Consider the following 17,024-nt stretch of genomic DNA (forward strand, 5'->3'; position numbering starts at 1 on the left):
GGCGACATGGCGGCGTTGACGCTGGATGGGGTGAACAAGCGATACGGCGATTTCCACGCCGTGCGCGATCTGAGTTTTCAGGTCGAGAAGGGGTCGATCTGCGGCTTTCTGGGACCGAACGGGGCGGGCAAGACCTCGACCCTGCGGATGATCCTGGGGTTGCAGCCAGCGACCTCGGGGCGGATCGAAATCCTGGGCGCCGACGACGGGCGCAAGGTGCGCGACCGGATCGGTTTCCTGCCCGAGGAACGCGGCCTCTATAAAAAGATGACGCCCGTCGAGGCCATCGCCTTCTTCGGCGCGCTGAAAGGCCTGCCGGTCGCCGAGGGCCGCAAGCGCGCCAAGACCCTGCTGGAGCGGCAGGGGTTGGGCGAGGCGCAGAAAAAGAAGATGAAGGAGCTGTCCAAGGGGATGGCGCAGAAGGTGCAGTTGATCGCATCGGTCGTGCACCAGCCCGAGTTCGTGATCCTGGACGAGCCCTTCTCCGGTCTGGACCCGATGAACCAACAGGGCCTGGAGGCGATGATTCGCGGGCTGGCCGCGAACGGCGCCACGGTGCTGTTTTCCACCCATGTGATGCAGCATGCCGAGCGGCTGTGCGACAAGGTCGTGCTGCTGGCGCGCGGCAAGAAGGCGTTCGAGGGGACGGTAGATCAGGCCAAGGCCACCTCGCCGCGCTTCCTGGATCTGGACGGCGCGATCAGCGCGGACGCCGCCGCCGCCCTGCCCGGCGTGGCGGGCGTCGAGACCCTGTCCGACGTCGACGGCGTGCGTCGGCTGAAGATCGCCCTGGCGCCCGGCGCCGAGGGTCAGGATACGTTGAAGACGGCCTTCCTGAACGGCCTAGACGTACGCGGCTTCACCCTGAAGGAGCCCACCCTGCACGACGCCTTCATCGGCCTGACCGGGGACCATCCCGACCAACCCGTCGCATCCGTGGAGGCTGTCCGATGAACCGCACCCTGCTGATCGCGCGACGCGAATATGTCGCCTACGCCAAGACCGTCGGCTTTTGGCTGTCGCTGTTGGCTTTTCCGCTGTTCGCCGTGCTGGGCGGCGGCATTCCGGCGCTGATCAAGGCGTCCGAACCGATCAAGTCGGTGGCGGTAATTGAGGAAGGCCCCAATGCGACGGGTTTGGCCGCCGCCGTGCGCGCCTCGTTGCAAGCCGATGTGGATCGTCAGAACGAGCGCCTGCGCGAAGCCGCCGAAAAGGGACAGGCGGGCGCCGGACGCGCCGTCGCCTCCATCACCGGCCCCAAAATCCGTCTGGTCGACGCGCCGCCCGCCATCGTTGACGCCGTCGGCCCGGCCCGTGACGAGGCGATCCGCAAGGCGCTGGACAAGCAGACCTCGAAGGCCAAGCGCCTCGACGCCGTGGTCTTCCTGAGCCGCATGGATGGAAAGCCCGCCGCCCAGGTCTGGACCGCGCGCGCCACCGACAACGACGTCTCCGGCTTCGTCCGCAATGCGCTTCGTGATGCGCGGCGCACCGAACTTCTGACCGCCGCCGGGGTCGCTCCGGCCGTGGCGCAGGAGGTTCAGACTTTCCGGCCCGAGGTGAAGTCCTTCTCGCCCAGCGCGGCCAGCGGGGGCGAGGTGTCGATGCGTGACCGGATCCCGTCCTTCATCGGCCTGGGCGTCGGCTTCCTCCTGTGGTCGCTGGTCATCACCGGCGCCTCTATCCTGCTGAACAGCGTGATGGAGGAGAAGTCGAACAAGATCCTGGAAGTGCTGCTGTCCTCGGCCTCGGCGACTGAAATCCTGACGGGCAAGGTGCTGGGCGTGGCGTTGCTGACCCTGACGGTCATGGGGGTCTGGGGCGGGATCGGGGCCTTCACCCTGATTTCGGCCTCGCCCGAGACGGCGGCGACCGTCGGACAGGTGCTGCTGCACGACGGCCTGATCTTCTATTTCATCGCCTATATGGTCGGCGGCTACCTGATGTATGCGGTGCTGTTCGCAGCCATCGGCGCCTTCTGCGAGACGCCGCGCGACGCCCAGACGCTGATGGGGCCGATCATGATGATCCTGGTCGTGCCGATCCTGGTGATGCAGATGGCCCTGACCAGCCCGGATGCGCCGGTGGTGAAGGTGTTGTCCTGGATCCCGTTCTTCACCCCCTTCCTGATGAGCGCCCGCGCGCCCAGCGATCCACCGCTGGTGGAGGTGATTCTGACGCTGATCGGCATGTTCGCGACCGCCGCCTTCATGGTGTGGATCGCCGGGCGGGCCTTCCGCGCTGGCGCGCTGTCGGACGTAAAGCTGAGCTGGAAGAGCTTCGGCCGGGCGATTACCGGACGGGCGTAGGCGGCACGATTGTCTCCTCCCTGTCGCGTCGCGATGGGGAGGTGGCGCGGCGCTTCTTCTGTCGGACTTCAAGAGTGCTCCACAACACTCCGCAGAAACGAAACGCAAAGAAAAAGGCCGCTTCCCGAAGGAAGCGGCCTTAAATCTTTCGGCTTTCGCCGGGGTCTTAACGACCGCCGGGAACGCGCGGCTTCGGCGCGGGCAGCAGGCCCTCGCGCTGCATGCGCTTGCGCGCCAGCTTGCGGGCGCGACGGATGGCTTCGGCCTTTTGACGGGCGCGCTTTTCCGAGGGCTTCTCGAAGTGCACGTGGCGCTTCATTTCACGGAAGCTGCCCTCGCGCTGCATCTTCTTCTTCAGGGCTTTGAGCGCTTGGTCGACGTTGTTGTCGCGAACGAAAATCTGAACCAGGTTAAACTCTCCTTTGGCCGCCCGCCGCGTCCTGTGAGGGAGACGGGCGAACAAAATAAAATCGTCTTCCGACAGCCGGGCTCTCGGATGAAGGCGCGCTGATACACGAGCCGCCTCCTTCTGTCCAGATCGTCGCGACCATTCTTCAAGGCTCGAAACGCCATGACGACCGGCGTATGATCGCCCTTATGACCGAGACGACAGACTGGGCCGACCGGACCGAACAGACCGTGCTGGACGCCGCCATCGCCCGCGCGCCCGCCCTGGGCTGGAATGCGCGTCTGGTGCGCGAAGCCTGCGAGGCGTGCGGCCTGTCGCAGGGCGACGAGGAACTGCTGCTGCCCAACGGCGCGCGCGATCTGGCGGCCCTGCTGTCGCGCCGCCACGATGCGCGAGCGCTGGCGGCTCTGGGTGAAATCGACGCCAGATCGCTGAAGATTCGCGAGCGAATCGCCCGCGCCGTGTCCGAGCGGATGGAGGCCGGCGCCGCGCATCTGGAGGCCACGCGTCGCTGCGCCGCCTTCCTGGCCCTGCCCGTCAACGCCGATCTGGGGCTGAAACTGGCTTGGGAGAGCGCGGATCATCTGTGGCGCTGGGCCGGGGACGAGGCGACCGACTGGAATCACTATTCGAAGCGGACGATCCTGTCGGGCATCCTGATTCCCGCCCTGACCCTGCGCTGGTTCGACGGACGCGAAGCGGCGGAGGCCTTCGTCGCGCGGCGGATCGAGAACGTCATGGCCTTCGAGAAGTGGAAGGCGGGCAAGGATTTCGAAGCGCCGTTCCGCAAGGTGACGGATGTGCTGAGCCGCGTGCGGTATGGGGCGCGGGCGTAAGGCGAACGCGTCAAGGTTGCCGAAAAGCACAACCAATGCGACCCTTCGTTTCAACGGAGGGTGTGGGATGCGAAAGACTATTGCCTTGAGTGGCGTAGGCGTTTTGGCAGGGTCGGCGCTTTTGGGCGCACTTTCTTTCCAAGAGCCGCCGTCACGAGTGAAGCCAAAGATCTGTTGGGTCGAGAGCAAACCAATTCCCAACGGCGCGTTCAATGTCGTGCGGTGTGAAGCGACCAAGGTCGGCTGATCAGACGACGCTCAGCACCCGGTTCACATGCGCCATCTTGCGGCCGGGGCGGGCCTCGGCCTTGCCGTAGAGGTGCAGGCGTTCGTCGGACTTGGCCGACAGCTTGCGCCAGTCCTCGACCTCGTCGCCCAGCAGGTTTGTCATTTCGATGCGGGCGTGGGCCGTCGTGGGGCCGAGCGGCCAGCCGGCGACGGCGCGGATATGCTGTTCGAACTGGTCGCAGACACAGCCGTCCTGGGTCCAGTGACCGGTGTTGTGAACGCGCGGAGCGATCTCGTTGACCAGAAGCACGTCGTCTCCGAGGTCGAACAGCTCGACGCCCAGAACGCCGACGTAGTCCAGACCATCCAGGATCGCCTCGGCGATGGCGCGGGCGCGAACTTGGGTTTTCTCGTCCACGGCGGCGGGGGCCAGGGTGGTGCGCAGAACGCCGCCTTCGTGGCGGTTCTCGCCCAGCGGATAAACCGCCATATGGCCGTCCCAGTCGCGGGCGGCGATGACCGACAGTTCGCGCACGAAGGTCGCCTTGGCCTCCAGGATGGCCGGACGACCGCCCAGGCTTTCCAAGGCGGCGGGCGCGTCCTCGATGGCGTGGATCCAGACCTGCCCCTTGCCGTCATAGCCTTCGCGGCGGGTCTTCAAGAGGGCGGGCAGGCCCAGTTCGGTCAGGCCGACGACCAAGTCGTCCAGCGTGTCGACGACGGCGAAGGCGACCGTCGGGGCGCCGACGGCGTTCAGGAAGGTCTTTTCGTCCACCCGGTCCTGCGACACGCGTAACGCCGTCGGTCCCGGCGCGACTAGGGCGCCGGCCTCGGCCAGACGCTCGATGGATTCGGCCGGCACGTTCTCGAACTCGAAGGTGACGACATCGGCGGCGCGACCCAGCGCCGACAGGGCCTTGGGGTCGTCATAGGCGGCGACGATCTGGCGCGCCGAAACCCGGCCGGCCGGGCTGTCGGCTTCAGGGTCCAGGATCACGACGTCGAAGCCCAGGCGCGAGGCGGCCTGGCTCAGCATCCGGCCCAGCTGGCCTCCGCCGATGATGCCGAGGGTCGAACCGGGGGGAAGCGGAAGATCAGGCACTCAGTCCTCGACGGTTTCTGCGACGGATTCGGTCTGGGCGGCGCGGAAGGCGGCCAGGCGTCCGGCCAATGCCTCGTCCGACAGGGCCAGGATCTGGGCGGCCAGGATGCCGGCGTTGGCGGCGCCCGCCTCGCCGATGGCCAGGGTGGCGACCGGAACGCCAGCCGGCATCTGAACGATCGACAGCAGACTATCCATGCCCTTCAGCGCCTTGGACTGGACCGGCACGCCCAGCACCGGCAGTTCGGTCATAGAGGCGGCCATGCCCGGCAGATGGGCGGCGCCCCCTGCCCCGGCGATGATGACCTTGTATCCGGCGGCCTTGGCACCCGTGGCGAAATCGACCAGGCGTTGGGGCGTGCGGTGGGCGCTGACGACCTTGGCGTCCCAGGCGACGCCCAGTTGATCCAGGCGATCGGCGGCCAGCTTCATGGTCGGCCAGTCGGACCGGCTGCCCATGATGATCGCCACCGGGGTTTCGGAAGTCGCCATGTCTGCAAGGCCCCTCGCGGAAAGGCGCCGGTTACAGCACGCGGGTGACGCCCGCAACCGCAACACCGTGATTTCAGCCGCGTCGGCCCGTAATGTCGGCCTTCAATGTCGACGGATCACGCTCTACCATCGTTCGACCGCGCGACGCAGACTGAGTCGCGCCTTCGGAGCCATCCCTGCGCCGTGACCGACGTGGCCGAACACGACCTGACCGCCGAGATCGCGCGCCTGCGCGTCGAGCTGGAAGCGTGGAAGACGCGCGCCGCGGCCGCCGAGGCCGCCGCCGACCACGATGTGCTGACGCCCGCCCTGAACCGGCGCGGCTTCATCACGGCCATGCAGCGGACCATGGCCTATTGCCAGCGGCACGGAGTGCCGGCGGTGCTGCTGTATCTGGACATGGACGGGTTCAAGAGCGTCAACGACAGCTTGGGCCATGCGGCCGGTGATGCGGCCCTGGTCGCAGTGGCCGAGCTGTTCCTGGCCAATCTGCGCGAGTCGGACGCAGTCGGCCGACTGGGCGGAGACGAGTTCGCCCTGCTGATGTTGCACGCGGGCTATGAAGAGGGCCGGGCCAAGGCGCGTCAGCTGGCCGAGGCGCTGAAGACCGAAGGCTTCGTCTGGGACGGCCGGAAGACCGAACTGGGCGGCTCGTTCGGGGTGCGCGCCTGGGACGGCCATACCGACGCCGAGGTCTGGCTGACCGAGGCCGACGCCGCCATGTGGGTGAGGAAGAAGGGGCGCTGAGGCCCCTTCCCGCCCCTGCCGCTTAAAGCGGCAGTTTCAGCTGAATGCCGCCCATGTGGCTGTCGGCGTGGTCACCGAAGCGGCCGCGATAGCCGACCGTCACCTTGACCGGGCCGACCGCCCCCTCCACGCCGGCCGAGGCCAGGAACTGGCCGCCGAACGGATCGTCGATCTCGCGCGACAGCACCTGGGCCGGGTTGTTGTAGAGACCGACGCGCACCGGATCGGAGCTGTCGTCCAGGGCGTCGCGGTAGCCGCCCTCGGCGAACAGGCCGAAGCTGCCCATTTCAGCCTCGGCGCGCAGGGCGACCTCGCCGGTCAGAGCCTTCACAGTGCGATCGCCGTATTGATACTGGGCACCGACGCCCTGTTCGTAATAGCCGTCCACGTCGCTGGACACATAGGCCAGGGCCGCACGGGGCGACAGGGCGACGCCGCCCATGTCGAACCACATGCCGCCCTGCAGACGCGCGCCGCTGCTGAGCGCGCGGGTTTCGGCGGTGTGGACGATCGGCGCCAGGCTGGTGGTGCGTTTGATGTCGTCGATGTTGTCGCGCGCCACGCCGACGGCGGCGTTGACGAAGAAATCGCCCGAGCGCCAGCCGCCATAGACGTCCAGGCCGAAGCTTTCGACGTTGAACTGCAGCGCCTGGCTTTCGACGTCGGTGTTGCGCGCCGTGCCGGCCAGCCCGAAGCGCCAGTTGGCCGAAGGGCCGGCCTCAAGCGCGATACGGGCGCCCCAGCCGTCGCTGGACGAGCTGGTGACCGAGCCGCGCGCGTCGGTGTCGACGCTGTCGATCAGGGCCGAGGTGGTGACGGAGACGCCGGCCTCCCACGGTTGACGGCCCGACAGGGCCTCGCCCGCGGCGTCCAAAGCATCCTCGCGGTGACGATAGGCCGTCTCGCCCTGCAGGGTCGATTGAGCGCCGATGTCGCCGTAGTAGAGGTAGTCTGTCGCCAGCTGGGCGATGATCCGGTGGCCCGCCGCGGTCGGGTGGACATCGTCAAAGTAGAAATAGCTGTCGGGGTTCGCGCAAACCGTAACCCCGTTGAAGCACTTCTCAGTGATATTGGTGATGCCGAACAGCCCTGGATTGGCGGCCAGCGTGTCGCTGACCTTGAACAGGTCCATCATGATGATGTTGCTGTCTGGACGCGCGGCGGCGGTGGCGGTCAGATTGGCCTGTAGCGCCGTGTTGAAGGTGGTCACCGCATAGTCGGCCAGCGGCGCCGCCTTCTGGCCGCGGAAGAGAGGCGTCAGGCTGAGCTTGGGCAGGTTGGTGACCAGGATGGTCCCGGCGCCGGCGCCCGCCACGGTGTTGACCAGCGTGTTGACGTTAGTGGCAGCTGTAGTGGCGACAGGGGTGATGGCGGCAACCGGATTGGTGGTGAGGCCGGCGGCGGGCAGACCCTGGAAGATGTCGTTTGCGCCGCCCAGGACGCTGACCAGATCGGTCGCGCTGAACCGGCCGCCCGCAGCGGTGTAGCGCGACAGCTGGTTCAGCATGCCGAACGGCACGCCGGCCGAGGCGTCGGTGCGCGAGCCGCCGAAGGCGTAGTTGATGCTGCCCGTCACCGAGCCGTTGAAGTTGGCGGCGTTGAAGCCCAGCAGTTCAACGAAGGTCGGCCCGTTCGAGAAGCGGCGCGCATAGGGCGGCGACGGCGGCTGGGTCCCGCCCGAGATCAGAAACAGGTTGCCGTTGTCGCTGAGGCTGTCGCCGAAGACGACGAGACGGTTGTAGGTCTGGGCCGAGGCCGAGCCGGCAAAAGCGCAGGCGGCGAGCGCCAGAGCGGCGACGGCGCCGCCGGTGATGAAGCGTGACATGAAATTCCTCCCGCAGCCGTCGTTGCGCGGCCGTTCGACGTGAGGATGCGCCAGTTCGCGCAGAGCGCAAGATGCCGCGAGGTCAGCTTTGAGAAGATATTTGCGAGCGACGTATCACTGCAACGTGCGGAACTTCAGCGTGCCCGGCACCGTCTTGAGTTCGCGCAGCGCCTCTGGATCGTAATCGCGGTCCACGTCGGTGATGACATAGCCCGTGCGCTCGTCCGTTTTCAGGTGCTGGCCCAGGATGTTCAGGCCCGCCGAGGCCAGGGCGCGGTTCAGTTCGGCCAGCACGCCCGGCTGGTTCCTGTGGATGTGCAGGATGCGGTGCGCGCCCGAAACTTCGGAAAGCTGGACGTTGGGCAGGTTGACGCTGAAGGTCGTGTCGCCCCGGTTCAGATAGCCCAGCAGGCGCTCGGCCGCGAACTCGGCGATGGCCTCCTGCGCCTCTTCGGTCGAGCCGCCGATGTGCGGCGTCAGGATCATGTTGGGCAGGCCCTGAAGCGGGCTCTCGAACGGGTCGGCGTTGGTACGCGGTTCTTCGGGGAAGACATCGACGGCGGCGCCGGCGACCCGGCCTGAGCCGATCGCTTGGGACAGGGCGCCGACATCGACCACATGGCCGCGCGCCAGGTTCAGGAACAACGCGCCTTCCTTCATCCGGCCGAACTGGGCCGCACCGAAGATGTCAGCGTTCTCCTTGCGGCCATCGACATGCAGGGTGACTACGTCGCTTTCGGCCAGAAGCGCGTCCAGCGAGCGCATGCGGCGTGCATTGCCCAGGGCCAGGCGTTCGGAGAGGTCATAGAACAGCACCCGCATCCCCAGGTTTTCGGCCAGGACGGAAAGCTGGCTGCCGATGGCGCCGTAGCCGACGATGCCCAGGGTCTTGCCGCGCAGCTCCTTTGAGCCGGTGGCCGACTTGTTCCACTTGCCGACGTGCATGGCCGAGGACTTGTCCGCCACGTCGCGCATCAGGACGATCATCAGGCCGATGGCCAGCTCGACCACCGAGCGGGTGTTCGAATAGGGGGCGTTGAACACCGCCACCCCGTGATCCGACGCCGCGTCCAGGTCGATCTGGTTGGTGCCGATGCAGAAGGCCGCGACGGCCATCAGGCGATCGGCCTGTTCCAGCACGCGACGGCTGACCGTGGTCTTGGAGCGGATGCCCAGGACATGGACGCCCTTGATGGCCGCGATCAGATCGTCCTCGTCCAGCGCGCCCTTCTGGGTTTCGACCGAATAGCCCGCCTCTTCCAGCCGCTCCACGGCGGCGGGGTGGATGTTTTCCAGGAGCAACATCTTCATGCGGCTGCGCGGGAAGGACCAGCGGCCGACCAGGCCTTCGGCATGCAGCACCTCGTCGAGCGACGCGGCCTCGGCGTCGGCGACCTGGACCACCGGCGCGCGGCGCACGACCTCGGTGAAAGCGTAGAAGGCGTCGGCGGCGCCCGCGATCTTGACCTCAGCGTCGTTCCAGCCGTCGCCCACCATGACGACGCGACCCGACAGGTTCAGGCTGTGAATGGCGGTCGGCTTGCCGTTGGCGTGCGACAAAGGGTTGGCGTCGTCCACGCCCACCACGCGGTCGTCGGCATCATAGATCAGGTCGTTGCACAGCACGCGATCGGGAGAGACGCCCAGCTCTTCGGCGACGGGCGCGATCACATCGCGGAAGCCGCCGGAGAGGATGACGACTTTGCCCTTGTTCTGCTGGAAGAAGTTCAGGTTGCGCCGCACCGACGCCGTCAGGTGGTCCGACGCGCTCTGGGCCAAGGCGGCGACGTGGGCGCGGGTCAGCGGCAACAGCGCCAGACGGCGGCGCAAAGCCTCGCCGAATTCGATCTCTCCAGCCATGGCCTGATCTGTCAGGGCGGCGATCTGGGCGCGCGTGTCGGATGCGCCCGGCGCGTCCGCCAGGGCGATGTCGGCCAAGGCCTCAAGGGTCTCGAAATCGACCAGGGTCGAATCGAAGTCGAAGATCAGGGTGGGGCGCGCGCTCATGGGCGGCGTCTTAGCGGCCTTCGCGCCTGCGGCAAAGCCGAGCGATGCTGCTCACTGTGGGCAGATGCGCTAAAAGTTTGCCGCCCGTCGCGATTTTCACCGGACGAGCGGCACAAAAATATCAGAAGCGCGCGATGCGACGCACGTGGCTGTCCGGACGACGGCTTTCGAGCACCGCTGCGCCGACGGCGGCGGCGATGGTCGCCACCGCCAGCAGCGCTCCGCCTTCGCGGGCGTGGTCACGCGCATATTGACCGGCGTCGTCAGCGTAGCGGCGCGCCGTCTTGCCATGCTTCTTCAGCGCCTTCTTGCCGTCCTTGCGGGCCGAACGGAACCAGTCATCGGCGCGGTCGCGCACGTCATAGGCGGTGTCTGCGGCGCGGTGGCGGGCGTCGCGCGAAATCGCGCCGGCGCGTTCACCGACATCCTCGGCCCGGTGGCGGAAAGCGTCGACGGCGTCGTGGAAACGGTCGCGCAGTTCAGACGTATCGACCCAGCCGCGCGGGTCGATACGCGACTTGATGCGCTGGTAACGGGTGGGGCCGCTGCGTTGCGTCAGATAGACGACGGCGACAGCGCCGAGCGCGACTGCGAGGAGGCTGCCGGCGGTGATGCCGGGGTGTTTGCGAATCTCTTCGATCGGATCGATGTCGCGGATCATCGGCGGAACCTCTTCAGTTATTGGCGTCATGAACGGAGCGACGGCTCCGCTTGAGCCAAAAGAGCGATCCGCGCCGAAATCGGTTCCGTCGCCCTCCCCCAGACCGGGCGGATTAGCCCCCCCTTATCAAGCCGGCTGCGGGCGCCTACATAGCCGCGATCCCGAAATGACGCCCCAAAGGACCTCGCCGTGACCGATCACGCGCCCAACACTCCCGTTTCCGACGATCTGGCCGCCGCCTTCCAGATCGAAGGCTGGCCCGTGCGCGGTCGCCTGGTTCGCCTGGGCGCGACCATCGACAAGATCCTGGCCGCCCACGCCTATCCCGAGCCGGTCGCCGCCCTGTTGGGCGAGGCCTGCGCGCTGGCCGCCCTAATCGGCTCCAGCCTGAAGTTCGAGGGTCGCCTGCTGGTCCAGGCCCAGGGCGACGGCCCCGTGCGCTATGTCGTCGCCGACTACGGCACCGACGGGTCGCTGCGCGGCTATTGCCGCTACGACGAGGCCGAGGTGGCCGAGGCGTCGCAGGGGTTCGCCCGGCCCGGCGCCCGATCGCTGCTGGGCCAGGGCGTCTTCATCATGACGCTGGATCGCGGCCCGGACTTCGAGCGCACCCAAGGGATCACGCCGATCGAGGGCGAAAGCCTGTCGCTGGCCGCCGAACACTATTTCCAGCAGTCGGAACAGGTGCCGACCAAGGTGCGTCTGGCCGTCGGCCAGGTTCAGACCGAGGCCGGATCGCAGTGGCGCGCCGGCGGGGCGATGATCCAGATCATCGCCGGCGACGAGGCGCGCGGTTCGACCGAAGAGGTGTGGGACCGCACGCGGGCCCTGTTCGGCACGCTGGGCGATGACGAACTGGTCGATCCGACGATCTCGCCCGAGACGCTGCTGTTCCGCCTGTTCCACGAGGACGGCGTGCGGCTGGAGGGCGCGCGAGAACTGACGGCCGTGTGCCGTTGCTCGCGCGAACGGATCACCTCGGTCCTGGCCTCTTTCGATCCGGCCGAGCGCGCCGAGATGCTGGAGGACGACGGCAAGATCCGCGTCACCTGCGAATACTGCGCCACGGTCTATGCGCTGGACCCCGACGAAGTGGTCGCAGAGCAAATCTGAATTGCAAAGGGCGGCTCCGGGAGCCGCCCTTTCCTATCTCAGCCTTCCAAATCCAGCGAATAGCCCGCCGAGCGGACCGTGCGGATGGGGTTGGCGCTTTCGTCGGCGATGGCCAGGGCCTTGCGCAGGCGCCCGACGTGCACGTCCACCGTGCGGGCCTCGACATAGACGTCCGAGCCCCAGACCGCGTCCAGCAGCTGCTCGCGGCTGAACACCCGGCCGGGGTGCTGCATGAAGTGGTCGAGCAGTCGGAACTCGGTCGGGCCCAGATGGACCTCCTTGCCGTTGCGCTTCACCCGGTGCGAGACGCGATCCACGACGATGTCGCCGTGGTTCAAACGGTCGTCGGCCAGACCCGGACGGATGCGGCGCAGGACGGCGCGGATGCGCGCGATCAGCTCCACCATCGAAAAGGGCTTGGTCAGATAGTCGTCGGCGCCGGTGTCCAGACCGCGAACCCGGTCGCTCTCCTCCCCGCGCGCCGTCAGCATGATGATCGGCAGGTTGCGGGTCTCGGCCTTGCCGCGAATGCGACGGCAGACCTCGATGCCCGACAGCTTGGGCAGCATCCAGTCCAGCAGCACCAGATCGGGCAGACGCTCGTCGATCTGGAGCATGCCCTCCTCGCCGTCGGCGGCGACGGCGACGTCGTAGCCTTCCTTTTCGAGATTGTACTGAAGAAGGGTCGCCAGCGCGTCCTCGTCTTCCATCACAAGGATATAGGGCTGCACGTCGGGTCTCCGGTCTCGGGTCAGTGCGTCGAAAGGTTCGGCGTCGGATCGGAATCCTCAGCCGTGGGTTGGGCGCGCGGGCGTTCGCCCACGATGTCTTCGCCCGTGATCTCGTAGTGGACGGTCTCGGCGATGTTGGTCGCGTGGTCGCCGATCCGCTCCAGGTTCTTGGCCATGAAGAGCAGATGGGTGCAGGCGCCGATCGTGCGCGGATCGCCCATCATGTAGGTCAGCAGTTCGCGGAACAGGGCATTGTAGTGCTCGTCGACTTCGTCGTCGGTCTGCCAGACGGCGACGGCGCGATCGAGTTCCGAGGCCGTATAGGCGTCCAGCACATCGCGCAGGCGGGTCGAGACCAGCCGTCCCATCCGCTCGATCGAACGGGTCAGGGGCTGCATCGGTTGGGCTTCGGCCAGGATCAGCGCGCGCTTGGCGATATTCTTGGCCAGGTCGCCTGTGCGCTCCAAATCGGTGGCGATCTTCATGGCGCCCAAGGTGCGGCGCAGGTCGCTGGCGACCGGCTGGCGCAGGGCGATCAGGCGGATCGCCTTCTTCTCGATATCGCGGTGCAGGGCATCCAGCTTCAGATCGCGTTCCACCACGGCGCGGGCCAGAGCGATGTCGCGCCGGGCGACGGAATCGATGGCGTCCGCAACCTGGGCCTCGGCCAGGCCGCCCATGCGGGCGATCTCGGCCGTGATCTGGTTCAGTTCGTCGCCATAGGCTTTGACGGTGTGCTGGTTCATCGGATTAGCCGAAGCGTCCCGTGATGTAGTCGAGCGTGCGCCGTTCGCGCGGATTCTGGAAGATGTCTTCCGTATCCCCGGTTTCGACCAGACGGCCCATGTGGAAGAAGGCGGTGCGTTGCGACACACGCGCGGCCTGGGCCATCGAGTGGGTGACGATGACGATGCAGAACCGCTCGCGCAGTTCGTCAATCAGCTCCTCGATCCGCGCCGTGGCGATGGGGTCCAGCGCCGAGCAGGGTTCGTCCATCAGGATGACTTCGGGGTTCACGGCGATGGCGCGGGCGATGACCAGACGCTGCTGCTGGCCGCCTGACAGACCCATGGCCGACGATTGCAGGCGGTCGGCGACCTCTTCCCACAGGCCAGCGCGCTTGAGTGCCTTTTCAACGACCTCGTCCATCTCGGCCTTGGACGACACCAGACCGTGGATCTTGGGTCCGTAGGCGACGTTTTCGTAGATCGATTTCGGGAAGGGGTTCGGACGCTGGAACACCATGCCGACGCGGGCGCGCAGCAGCACCGGATCGATGGAGCGGTCATTGATGTCCTCGCCGTCCATGGCGATGCGGCCCGTGACCTTGGCCCCGGCGATGGTGTCGTTCATGCGGTTCATGGTCCGCAGGAAGGTGGACTTGCCGCAGCCCGACGGGCCGATCAGGGCCGTGACGGTCTTGTCCGGAATATCCAATGAGACGTCATAGAGCGCCTGTTTGCCCTCGTAGAAGACCGAGACGTCGCGCGCGGCGATCTTGATCGGACCGACAGGCGGGTTGTCGACCACAGCGGAGCCCGACCGGGGCGTGGCGTCTTCGACACGCGGTTCGGCGGCGGCACCCTTGGACGGGGCGATTTCGGGCAGGATCTGACCGCCCATGCGCGGCGCTTCGGTCGGATCGACCGAGCCGGCGCCGGTCTGGTCCTCGGCGGAGCGGAAAATACGGAATTTCATTCTCTTACCACCGACGCTCGAAGCGCCGCCTCAGGATGATGGCCGCCGCGTTCATGATGATCATGAAGACCAGCAGGACGATGATCGCCGCAGCGGTGCGTTCGTGGAAGGCCCGCTCCGAGGCGTTCTCCCAGATGTAGATCAGCGAGGGCAGCGCCCCGACCGGCTGGTCGATGGCGTGCGGCACGCCCGGCACGAAGCTGACCATGCCAATCAGCAGCAGCGGCGCGGTCTCGCCCAGGGCGTGAGCCATCGAGATGATGGCGCCGGTCATGACGCCGGGCATGGCCAGCGGCAGGACGTGGCTGAACACCGTTTGGGTCTTGGATGCGCCCATGGCCAGGGCGGCCTCGCGGATCGACGGGGGCACGGCCTTCAGCGCCGAACGGGTGGCGATGACCAGGGTCGGCAGGGCCATCAGGGCCAGGACCAGACCGCCGACGATGGGACTGGCGCGCGGCAGATGCATCCAGTTGATGAACAGGGCCAGACCCAAGAGGCCGTAAACGATCGACGGCACGGCCGCGAGGTTGTTGATGTTGACCTCGATGATGTCGGTCAGCTTGTTCTTGGGCGCGAACTCTTCCAGCCAGATGGCCGCGCCGACGCCCAGCGGAATGGCGATCAGCGCCGTGACCATCAGCATCAGGGCCGAACCGACCACGGCGCCCAGGACGCCCGCCAGTTCCGGCTGCGTCGAATCGCCGTTTGTGAACAGGGCGGTGTTGAAGTGCGAGCCGATCACGCCTTCGGTCTGCATCCGATCCAGCCAGGCGATCTGCTGGTCGGTCAGGCGGCGCTGATCCTCGGGCGTCTCCCTGGAGATTTCGCCCTTCAGATACAGATCGGCGTCATCGGACAGCGGCACGGCCAGGGGCACGGTCTCGCCGATGACTTCGCTGCGCTTGGCGACCAGATCGGCGGCGACGAACTTCAGCTCAGATGAGAACAGCCGCTTCATCTGCGCGGCTTTGGTCCCGGCCGCGTCGTCCTGAATGCCCATGCGGGCCAGCTGCTGCTCGGCGGCCAGTTGCTCGAAGTTGGAGCCCTGGGGATAGGCGCGGTCCACGCGCGCCGGGTCCATGAAGACCGGCACGGTGACGGTGTGGGTGTAGAAGGCGGTGTGGCCCTGCTCGACGATGCGGACCAGCAGCACGGCCAGGAACAGCATGGCGGCGGCGATGGCCAGGCGGCCATACCATTTGAAGCGCGTTTCCCTGGCGTGGCGACGCTTGAGGCCTGCACGCAGGCGGTCGAGACGTCCCTTGGCGGCCGCGCCGGCGATCTGATCGGGGGTCGCGTCAGTCATATTGTTCCCGATAGGTCTGCACGATCCGGTGGGCGATGATGTTCAGCATCAGCGTCACCAGGAACAGGGTCAGGCCCAGGCCGAAGGCGGACAGCGTCTTGGCGCTGTTGAACTCCTGGTCGCCGGTCAGCAGGGTCACGATCTGCACGGTGACGGTGGTGACGGTGTCCAGCGGATTGAAGGTCAGGTTGGCGGCCAGGCCTGCGGCCATGGTCACGATCATGGTCTCGCCGATGGCGCGCGACACGGCCAGCAGCAGGGCGCCGGCGATGCCCGGCAGCGCGGCGGGCAGAAGAACCCGCTTCACCGTCTCGGACTTGGTCGCACCCATGGCGAACGAGCCGTCACGCAGCGACTGGGGCACGGCGTTCAGAATGTCGTCGGACAGGGACGACACGAACGGGATCAGCATGATGCCCATCACCGCGCCGGCCGTCAGGGCCATCTGGTTCTGAACCAGAGCCAGGTATTGACCCAGCCCGTCCAGCGGTCCGCCGATCAGGAAGAGGCCGATCTCGTTGAAGAAGACCCGTAGCAACGGCCCGACGGTCAGGGCGGCGAAGAAGCCGTAAACGACGGTCGGCACGCCGGCGAGGATCTCCAGCAGCGGCTTGATCACCGCGCGGGTCGTGCGGCCGGCGTATTCCGACAGATAGATAGCCGACAGCAGGCCGATGGGCGCAGCGACGCACATGGCGATGACCATGATCAGCAAGGTGCCGGCGAACAGCGGCACGGCCCCAAAGGCGCCCGAGGACCCGACCTGATCGGCGCGGATGGCGATCTGCGGGCTCCATTGCGTGCCGAACAGGAAGTCGAGAACCGGCACCTTCTGGAAGAAGCGGAAGCTGTCGAAGGCCAGGGAGGCGATGATGCCCAGGGTCGTCAGGACGGCGATGGCCGAGCAGACGAACAGGGCGCCGTAAATCCAGCCCTCGACCCGGTTGCGAGCGCGCGTCTGAGGCTTGATCTGCGTCAGGGCGAACAGGCCGCCCAAGATGGCGGCCAGGATGGCGGCGACGCCGCCGCCCCACGACAGAGTGCGTTCGATGCGAACCATGCGGCGCGCCTCGACCGGCAGCTGTTCGGCCAGCGGGCGTTCCCAGATCTGCAGCGCGGCTTCTCCGCGACCCACGCGGTGGGCGTCGGCGAAGAAGGCGTCGCGGCGGAACGGCTCTAGCGCCGCGACTGCATCAGGCGTGCCGGCGGCCGTCAGCTGACGCTGAAGCGGGGCGGCGAAAACCGAGGCCAGGATCAAGACCAGCAGCGCCGGCGCGGCGACCCAGATCAGCGCATAGGCGCCGTGCTGGCCGGGGCGGGAATGGGGCTTTGCGCCGATCGCACGACGACGCGCCAACGTACGTCCGCCGAAGAAGGCGGCCGCACTCAAGGCGACGAGGATCAGCAGATAAATCCAGATCATTCAGAAGTCCGAAGCGCCGTGCGCGAATCGACGACGGTCCTGAACATCGGGACCAACGCGGCGCGACTACTGCCTGCGAATGGTCAGCGGATTACGACGGGTCGATGACAGTTGGGTGACAGCGACCGCCCGTC

General features: G+C 67.0%; 16 protein-coding genes. 5 read left to right on the forward strand and 11 right to left on the reverse strand.

Annotation, left to right across the window (positions count from 1 at the left end; all coding sequences use genetic code 11):
* Nucleotides 1-6 precede the first annotated feature (6 nt).
* A complete protein-coding gene (locus JX001_RS13360; RefSeq protein ID WP_205681374.1) occupies nucleotides 7-954 on the forward strand; it encodes an ABC transporter ATP-binding protein in 948 nt (315 codons plus the stop codon).
* Nucleotides 951-2,309, forward strand: a complete 1,359-nt coding sequence (locus JX001_RS13365) for an ABC transporter permease (protein ID WP_205681375.1) — start codon at nucleotides 951-953, stop codon at nucleotides 2,307-2,309. Before JX001_RS13360 ends, JX001_RS13365 begins: the two co-directional genes overlap by 4 nt.
* A gap of 166 nt (nucleotides 2,310-2,475) precedes the next feature.
* On the opposite strand, the gene rpsU is transcribed toward JX001_RS13365, so the two are convergent.
* Nucleotides 2,476-2,718, reverse strand: a complete 243-nt coding sequence (gene rpsU / locus JX001_RS13370; protein ID WP_026108547.1) for a 30S ribosomal protein S21 — start codon at nucleotides 2,716-2,718, stop codon at nucleotides 2,476-2,478.
* Between the two features lie 188 nt (nucleotides 2,719-2,906).
* On the opposite strand from rpsU, the gene JX001_RS13375 reads away from it, so the two are divergent.
* Nucleotides 2,907-3,554, forward strand: a complete 648-nt coding sequence (locus JX001_RS13375; protein ID WP_205681376.1) for a COQ9 family protein — start codon at nucleotides 2,907-2,909, stop codon at nucleotides 3,552-3,554.
* 247 nt (nucleotides 3,555-3,801) lie between these two features.
* On the opposite strand, the gene JX001_RS13380 is transcribed toward JX001_RS13375, so the two are convergent.
* Nucleotides 3,802-4,884: a 5-(carboxyamino)imidazole ribonucleotide synthase gene (locus tag JX001_RS13380; protein WP_205681377.1), complete on the reverse strand. Its 1,083-nt coding sequence runs from the start codon at nucleotides 4,882-4,884 to the stop codon at nucleotides 3,802-3,804.
* On the reverse strand, nucleotides 4,885-5,376 hold the full coding sequence (gene purE, locus JX001_RS13385; RefSeq protein WP_017505983.1) for a 5-(carboxyamino)imidazole ribonucleotide mutase: 492 nt from the start codon (nucleotides 5,374-5,376) through the stop codon (nucleotides 4,885-4,887).
* 183 nt (nucleotides 5,377-5,559) lie between these two features.
* On the opposite strand from purE, the gene JX001_RS13390 reads away from it, so the two are divergent.
* Nucleotides 5,560-6,123, forward strand: coding sequence for a GGDEF domain-containing protein (locus JX001_RS13390; protein ID WP_241004650.1), 564 nt, complete (start codon nucleotides 5,560-5,562; stop codon nucleotides 6,121-6,123).
* Between the two features lie 22 nt (nucleotides 6,124-6,145).
* Here the strand turns inward: JX001_RS13390 and JX001_RS13395 are convergent, their stop codons facing one another.
* The 3 genes from JX001_RS13395 to JX001_RS13405 all read right to left on the reverse strand — a co-directional run bounded on the left by JX001_RS13395 (nucleotide 6,146) and on the right by JX001_RS13405 (nucleotide 10,616).
* Nucleotides 6,146-7,948: an autotransporter domain-containing protein gene (locus JX001_RS13395; protein WP_205681379.1), complete on the reverse strand. Its 1,803-nt coding sequence runs from the start codon at nucleotides 7,946-7,948 to the stop codon at nucleotides 6,146-6,148.
* 114 nt (nucleotides 7,949-8,062) lie between these two features.
* Nucleotides 8,063-9,955 carry a phosphoglycerate dehydrogenase gene (gene serA / locus JX001_RS16515; RefSeq protein ID WP_205681380.1) on the reverse strand — a complete coding sequence of 631 codons (1,893 nt, stop codon included), beginning with the start codon at nucleotides 9,953-9,955 and terminating at the stop codon, nucleotides 8,063-8,065.
* A 121-nt stretch (nucleotides 9,956-10,076) separates the two neighbouring features.
* On the reverse strand, nucleotides 10,077-10,616 hold the full coding sequence (locus JX001_RS13405) for a hypothetical protein (protein ID WP_205681381.1): 540 nt from the start codon (nucleotides 10,614-10,616) through the stop codon (nucleotides 10,077-10,079).
* 189 nt (nucleotides 10,617-10,805) lie between these two features.
* Here JX001_RS13405 and JX001_RS13410 point away from each other — a divergent pair, with 189 nt between their 5' ends.
* On the forward strand, nucleotides 10,806-11,729 hold the full coding sequence (locus tag JX001_RS13410) for an Hsp33 family molecular chaperone (RefSeq protein WP_205681382.1): 924 nt from the start codon (nucleotides 10,806-10,808) through the stop codon (nucleotides 11,727-11,729).
* Between the two features lie 38 nt (nucleotides 11,730-11,767).
* Here the strand turns inward: JX001_RS13410 and phoB are convergent, their stop codons facing one another.
* The 5 genes from phoB to pstC are packed head-to-tail and all read right to left on the reverse strand — an operon-like array spanning nucleotide 11,768 to nucleotide 16,890.
* Nucleotides 11,768-12,460, reverse strand: coding sequence for a phosphate regulon transcriptional regulator PhoB (gene phoB / locus JX001_RS13415; RefSeq protein WP_017505977.1), 693 nt, complete (start codon nucleotides 12,458-12,460; stop codon nucleotides 11,768-11,770).
* 20 nt (nucleotides 12,461-12,480) lie between these two features.
* Nucleotides 12,481-13,206, reverse strand: a complete 726-nt coding sequence (gene phoU, locus JX001_RS13420) for a phosphate signaling complex protein PhoU (protein WP_017505976.1) — start codon at nucleotides 13,204-13,206, stop codon at nucleotides 12,481-12,483.
* A gap of 4 nt (nucleotides 13,207-13,210) precedes the next feature.
* A complete protein-coding gene (gene pstB, locus JX001_RS13425; RefSeq protein WP_205681383.1) occupies nucleotides 13,211-14,158 on the reverse strand; it encodes a phosphate ABC transporter ATP-binding protein PstB in 948 nt (315 codons plus the stop codon).
* 4 nt (nucleotides 14,159-14,162) lie between these two features.
* Nucleotides 14,163-15,467, reverse strand: a complete 1,305-nt coding sequence (pstA, locus tag JX001_RS13430; RefSeq protein ID WP_205681384.1) for a phosphate ABC transporter permease PstA — start codon at nucleotides 15,465-15,467, stop codon at nucleotides 14,163-14,165.
* Nucleotides 15,460-16,890 carry a phosphate ABC transporter permease subunit PstC gene (gene pstC / locus JX001_RS13435; RefSeq protein WP_205681385.1) on the reverse strand — a complete coding sequence of 477 codons (1,431 nt, stop codon included), beginning with the start codon at nucleotides 16,888-16,890 and terminating at the stop codon, nucleotides 15,460-15,462. Before pstC ends, pstA begins: the two co-directional genes overlap by 8 nt.
* Nucleotides 16,891-17,024 lie beyond the last annotated feature (134 nt).

Origin of the sequence: Brevundimonas fontaquae (genome assembly GCF_017086445.1) — a bacterium.
In the GTDB taxonomy this organism is placed as follows: domain Bacteria; phylum Pseudomonadota; class Alphaproteobacteria; order Caulobacterales; family Caulobacteraceae; genus Brevundimonas; species Brevundimonas fontaquae.

Coding starts and splice junctions, on each gene's coding strand:
- pstA (WP_205681384.1), bottom strand. CDS start 15,467: ATGACTGACGCGACCCCCGATCAGATCGCCGGCGCGGCCGCCAAGGGA.
- JX001_RS13405 (WP_205681381.1), bottom strand. CDS start 10,616: ATGATCCGCGACATCGATCCGATCGAAGAGATTCGCAAACACCCCGGC.
- phoU (WP_017505976.1), bottom strand. CDS start 13,206: ATGAACCAGCACACCGTCAAAGCCTATGGCGACGAACTGAACCAGATC.
- pstB (WP_205681383.1), bottom strand. CDS start 14,158: ATGAAATTCCGTATTTTCCGCTCCGCCGAGGACCAGACCGGCGCCGGC.
- JX001_RS13375 (WP_205681376.1), top strand. CDS start 2,907: ATGACCGAGACGACAGACTGGGCCGACCGGACCGAACAGACCGTGCTG.
- JX001_RS13395 (WP_205681379.1), bottom strand. CDS start 7,948: ATGTCACGCTTCATCACCGGCGGCGCCGTCGCCGCTCTGGCGCTCGCC.
- purE (WP_017505983.1), bottom strand. CDS start 5,376: ATGGCGACTTCCGAAACCCCGGTGGCGATCATCATGGGCAGCCGGTCC.
- pstC (WP_205681385.1), bottom strand. CDS start 16,890: ATGATCTGGATTTATCTGCTGATCCTCGTCGCCTTGAGTGCGGCCGCC.
- serA (WP_205681380.1), bottom strand. CDS start 9,955: ATGAGCGCGCGCCCCACCCTGATCTTCGACTTCGATTCGACCCTGGTC.
- JX001_RS13360 (WP_205681374.1), top strand. CDS start 7: ATGGCGGCGTTGACGCTGGATGGGGTGAACAAGCGATACGGCGATTTC.
- JX001_RS13365 (WP_205681375.1), top strand. CDS start 951: ATGAACCGCACCCTGCTGATCGCGCGACGCGAATATGTCGCCTACGCC.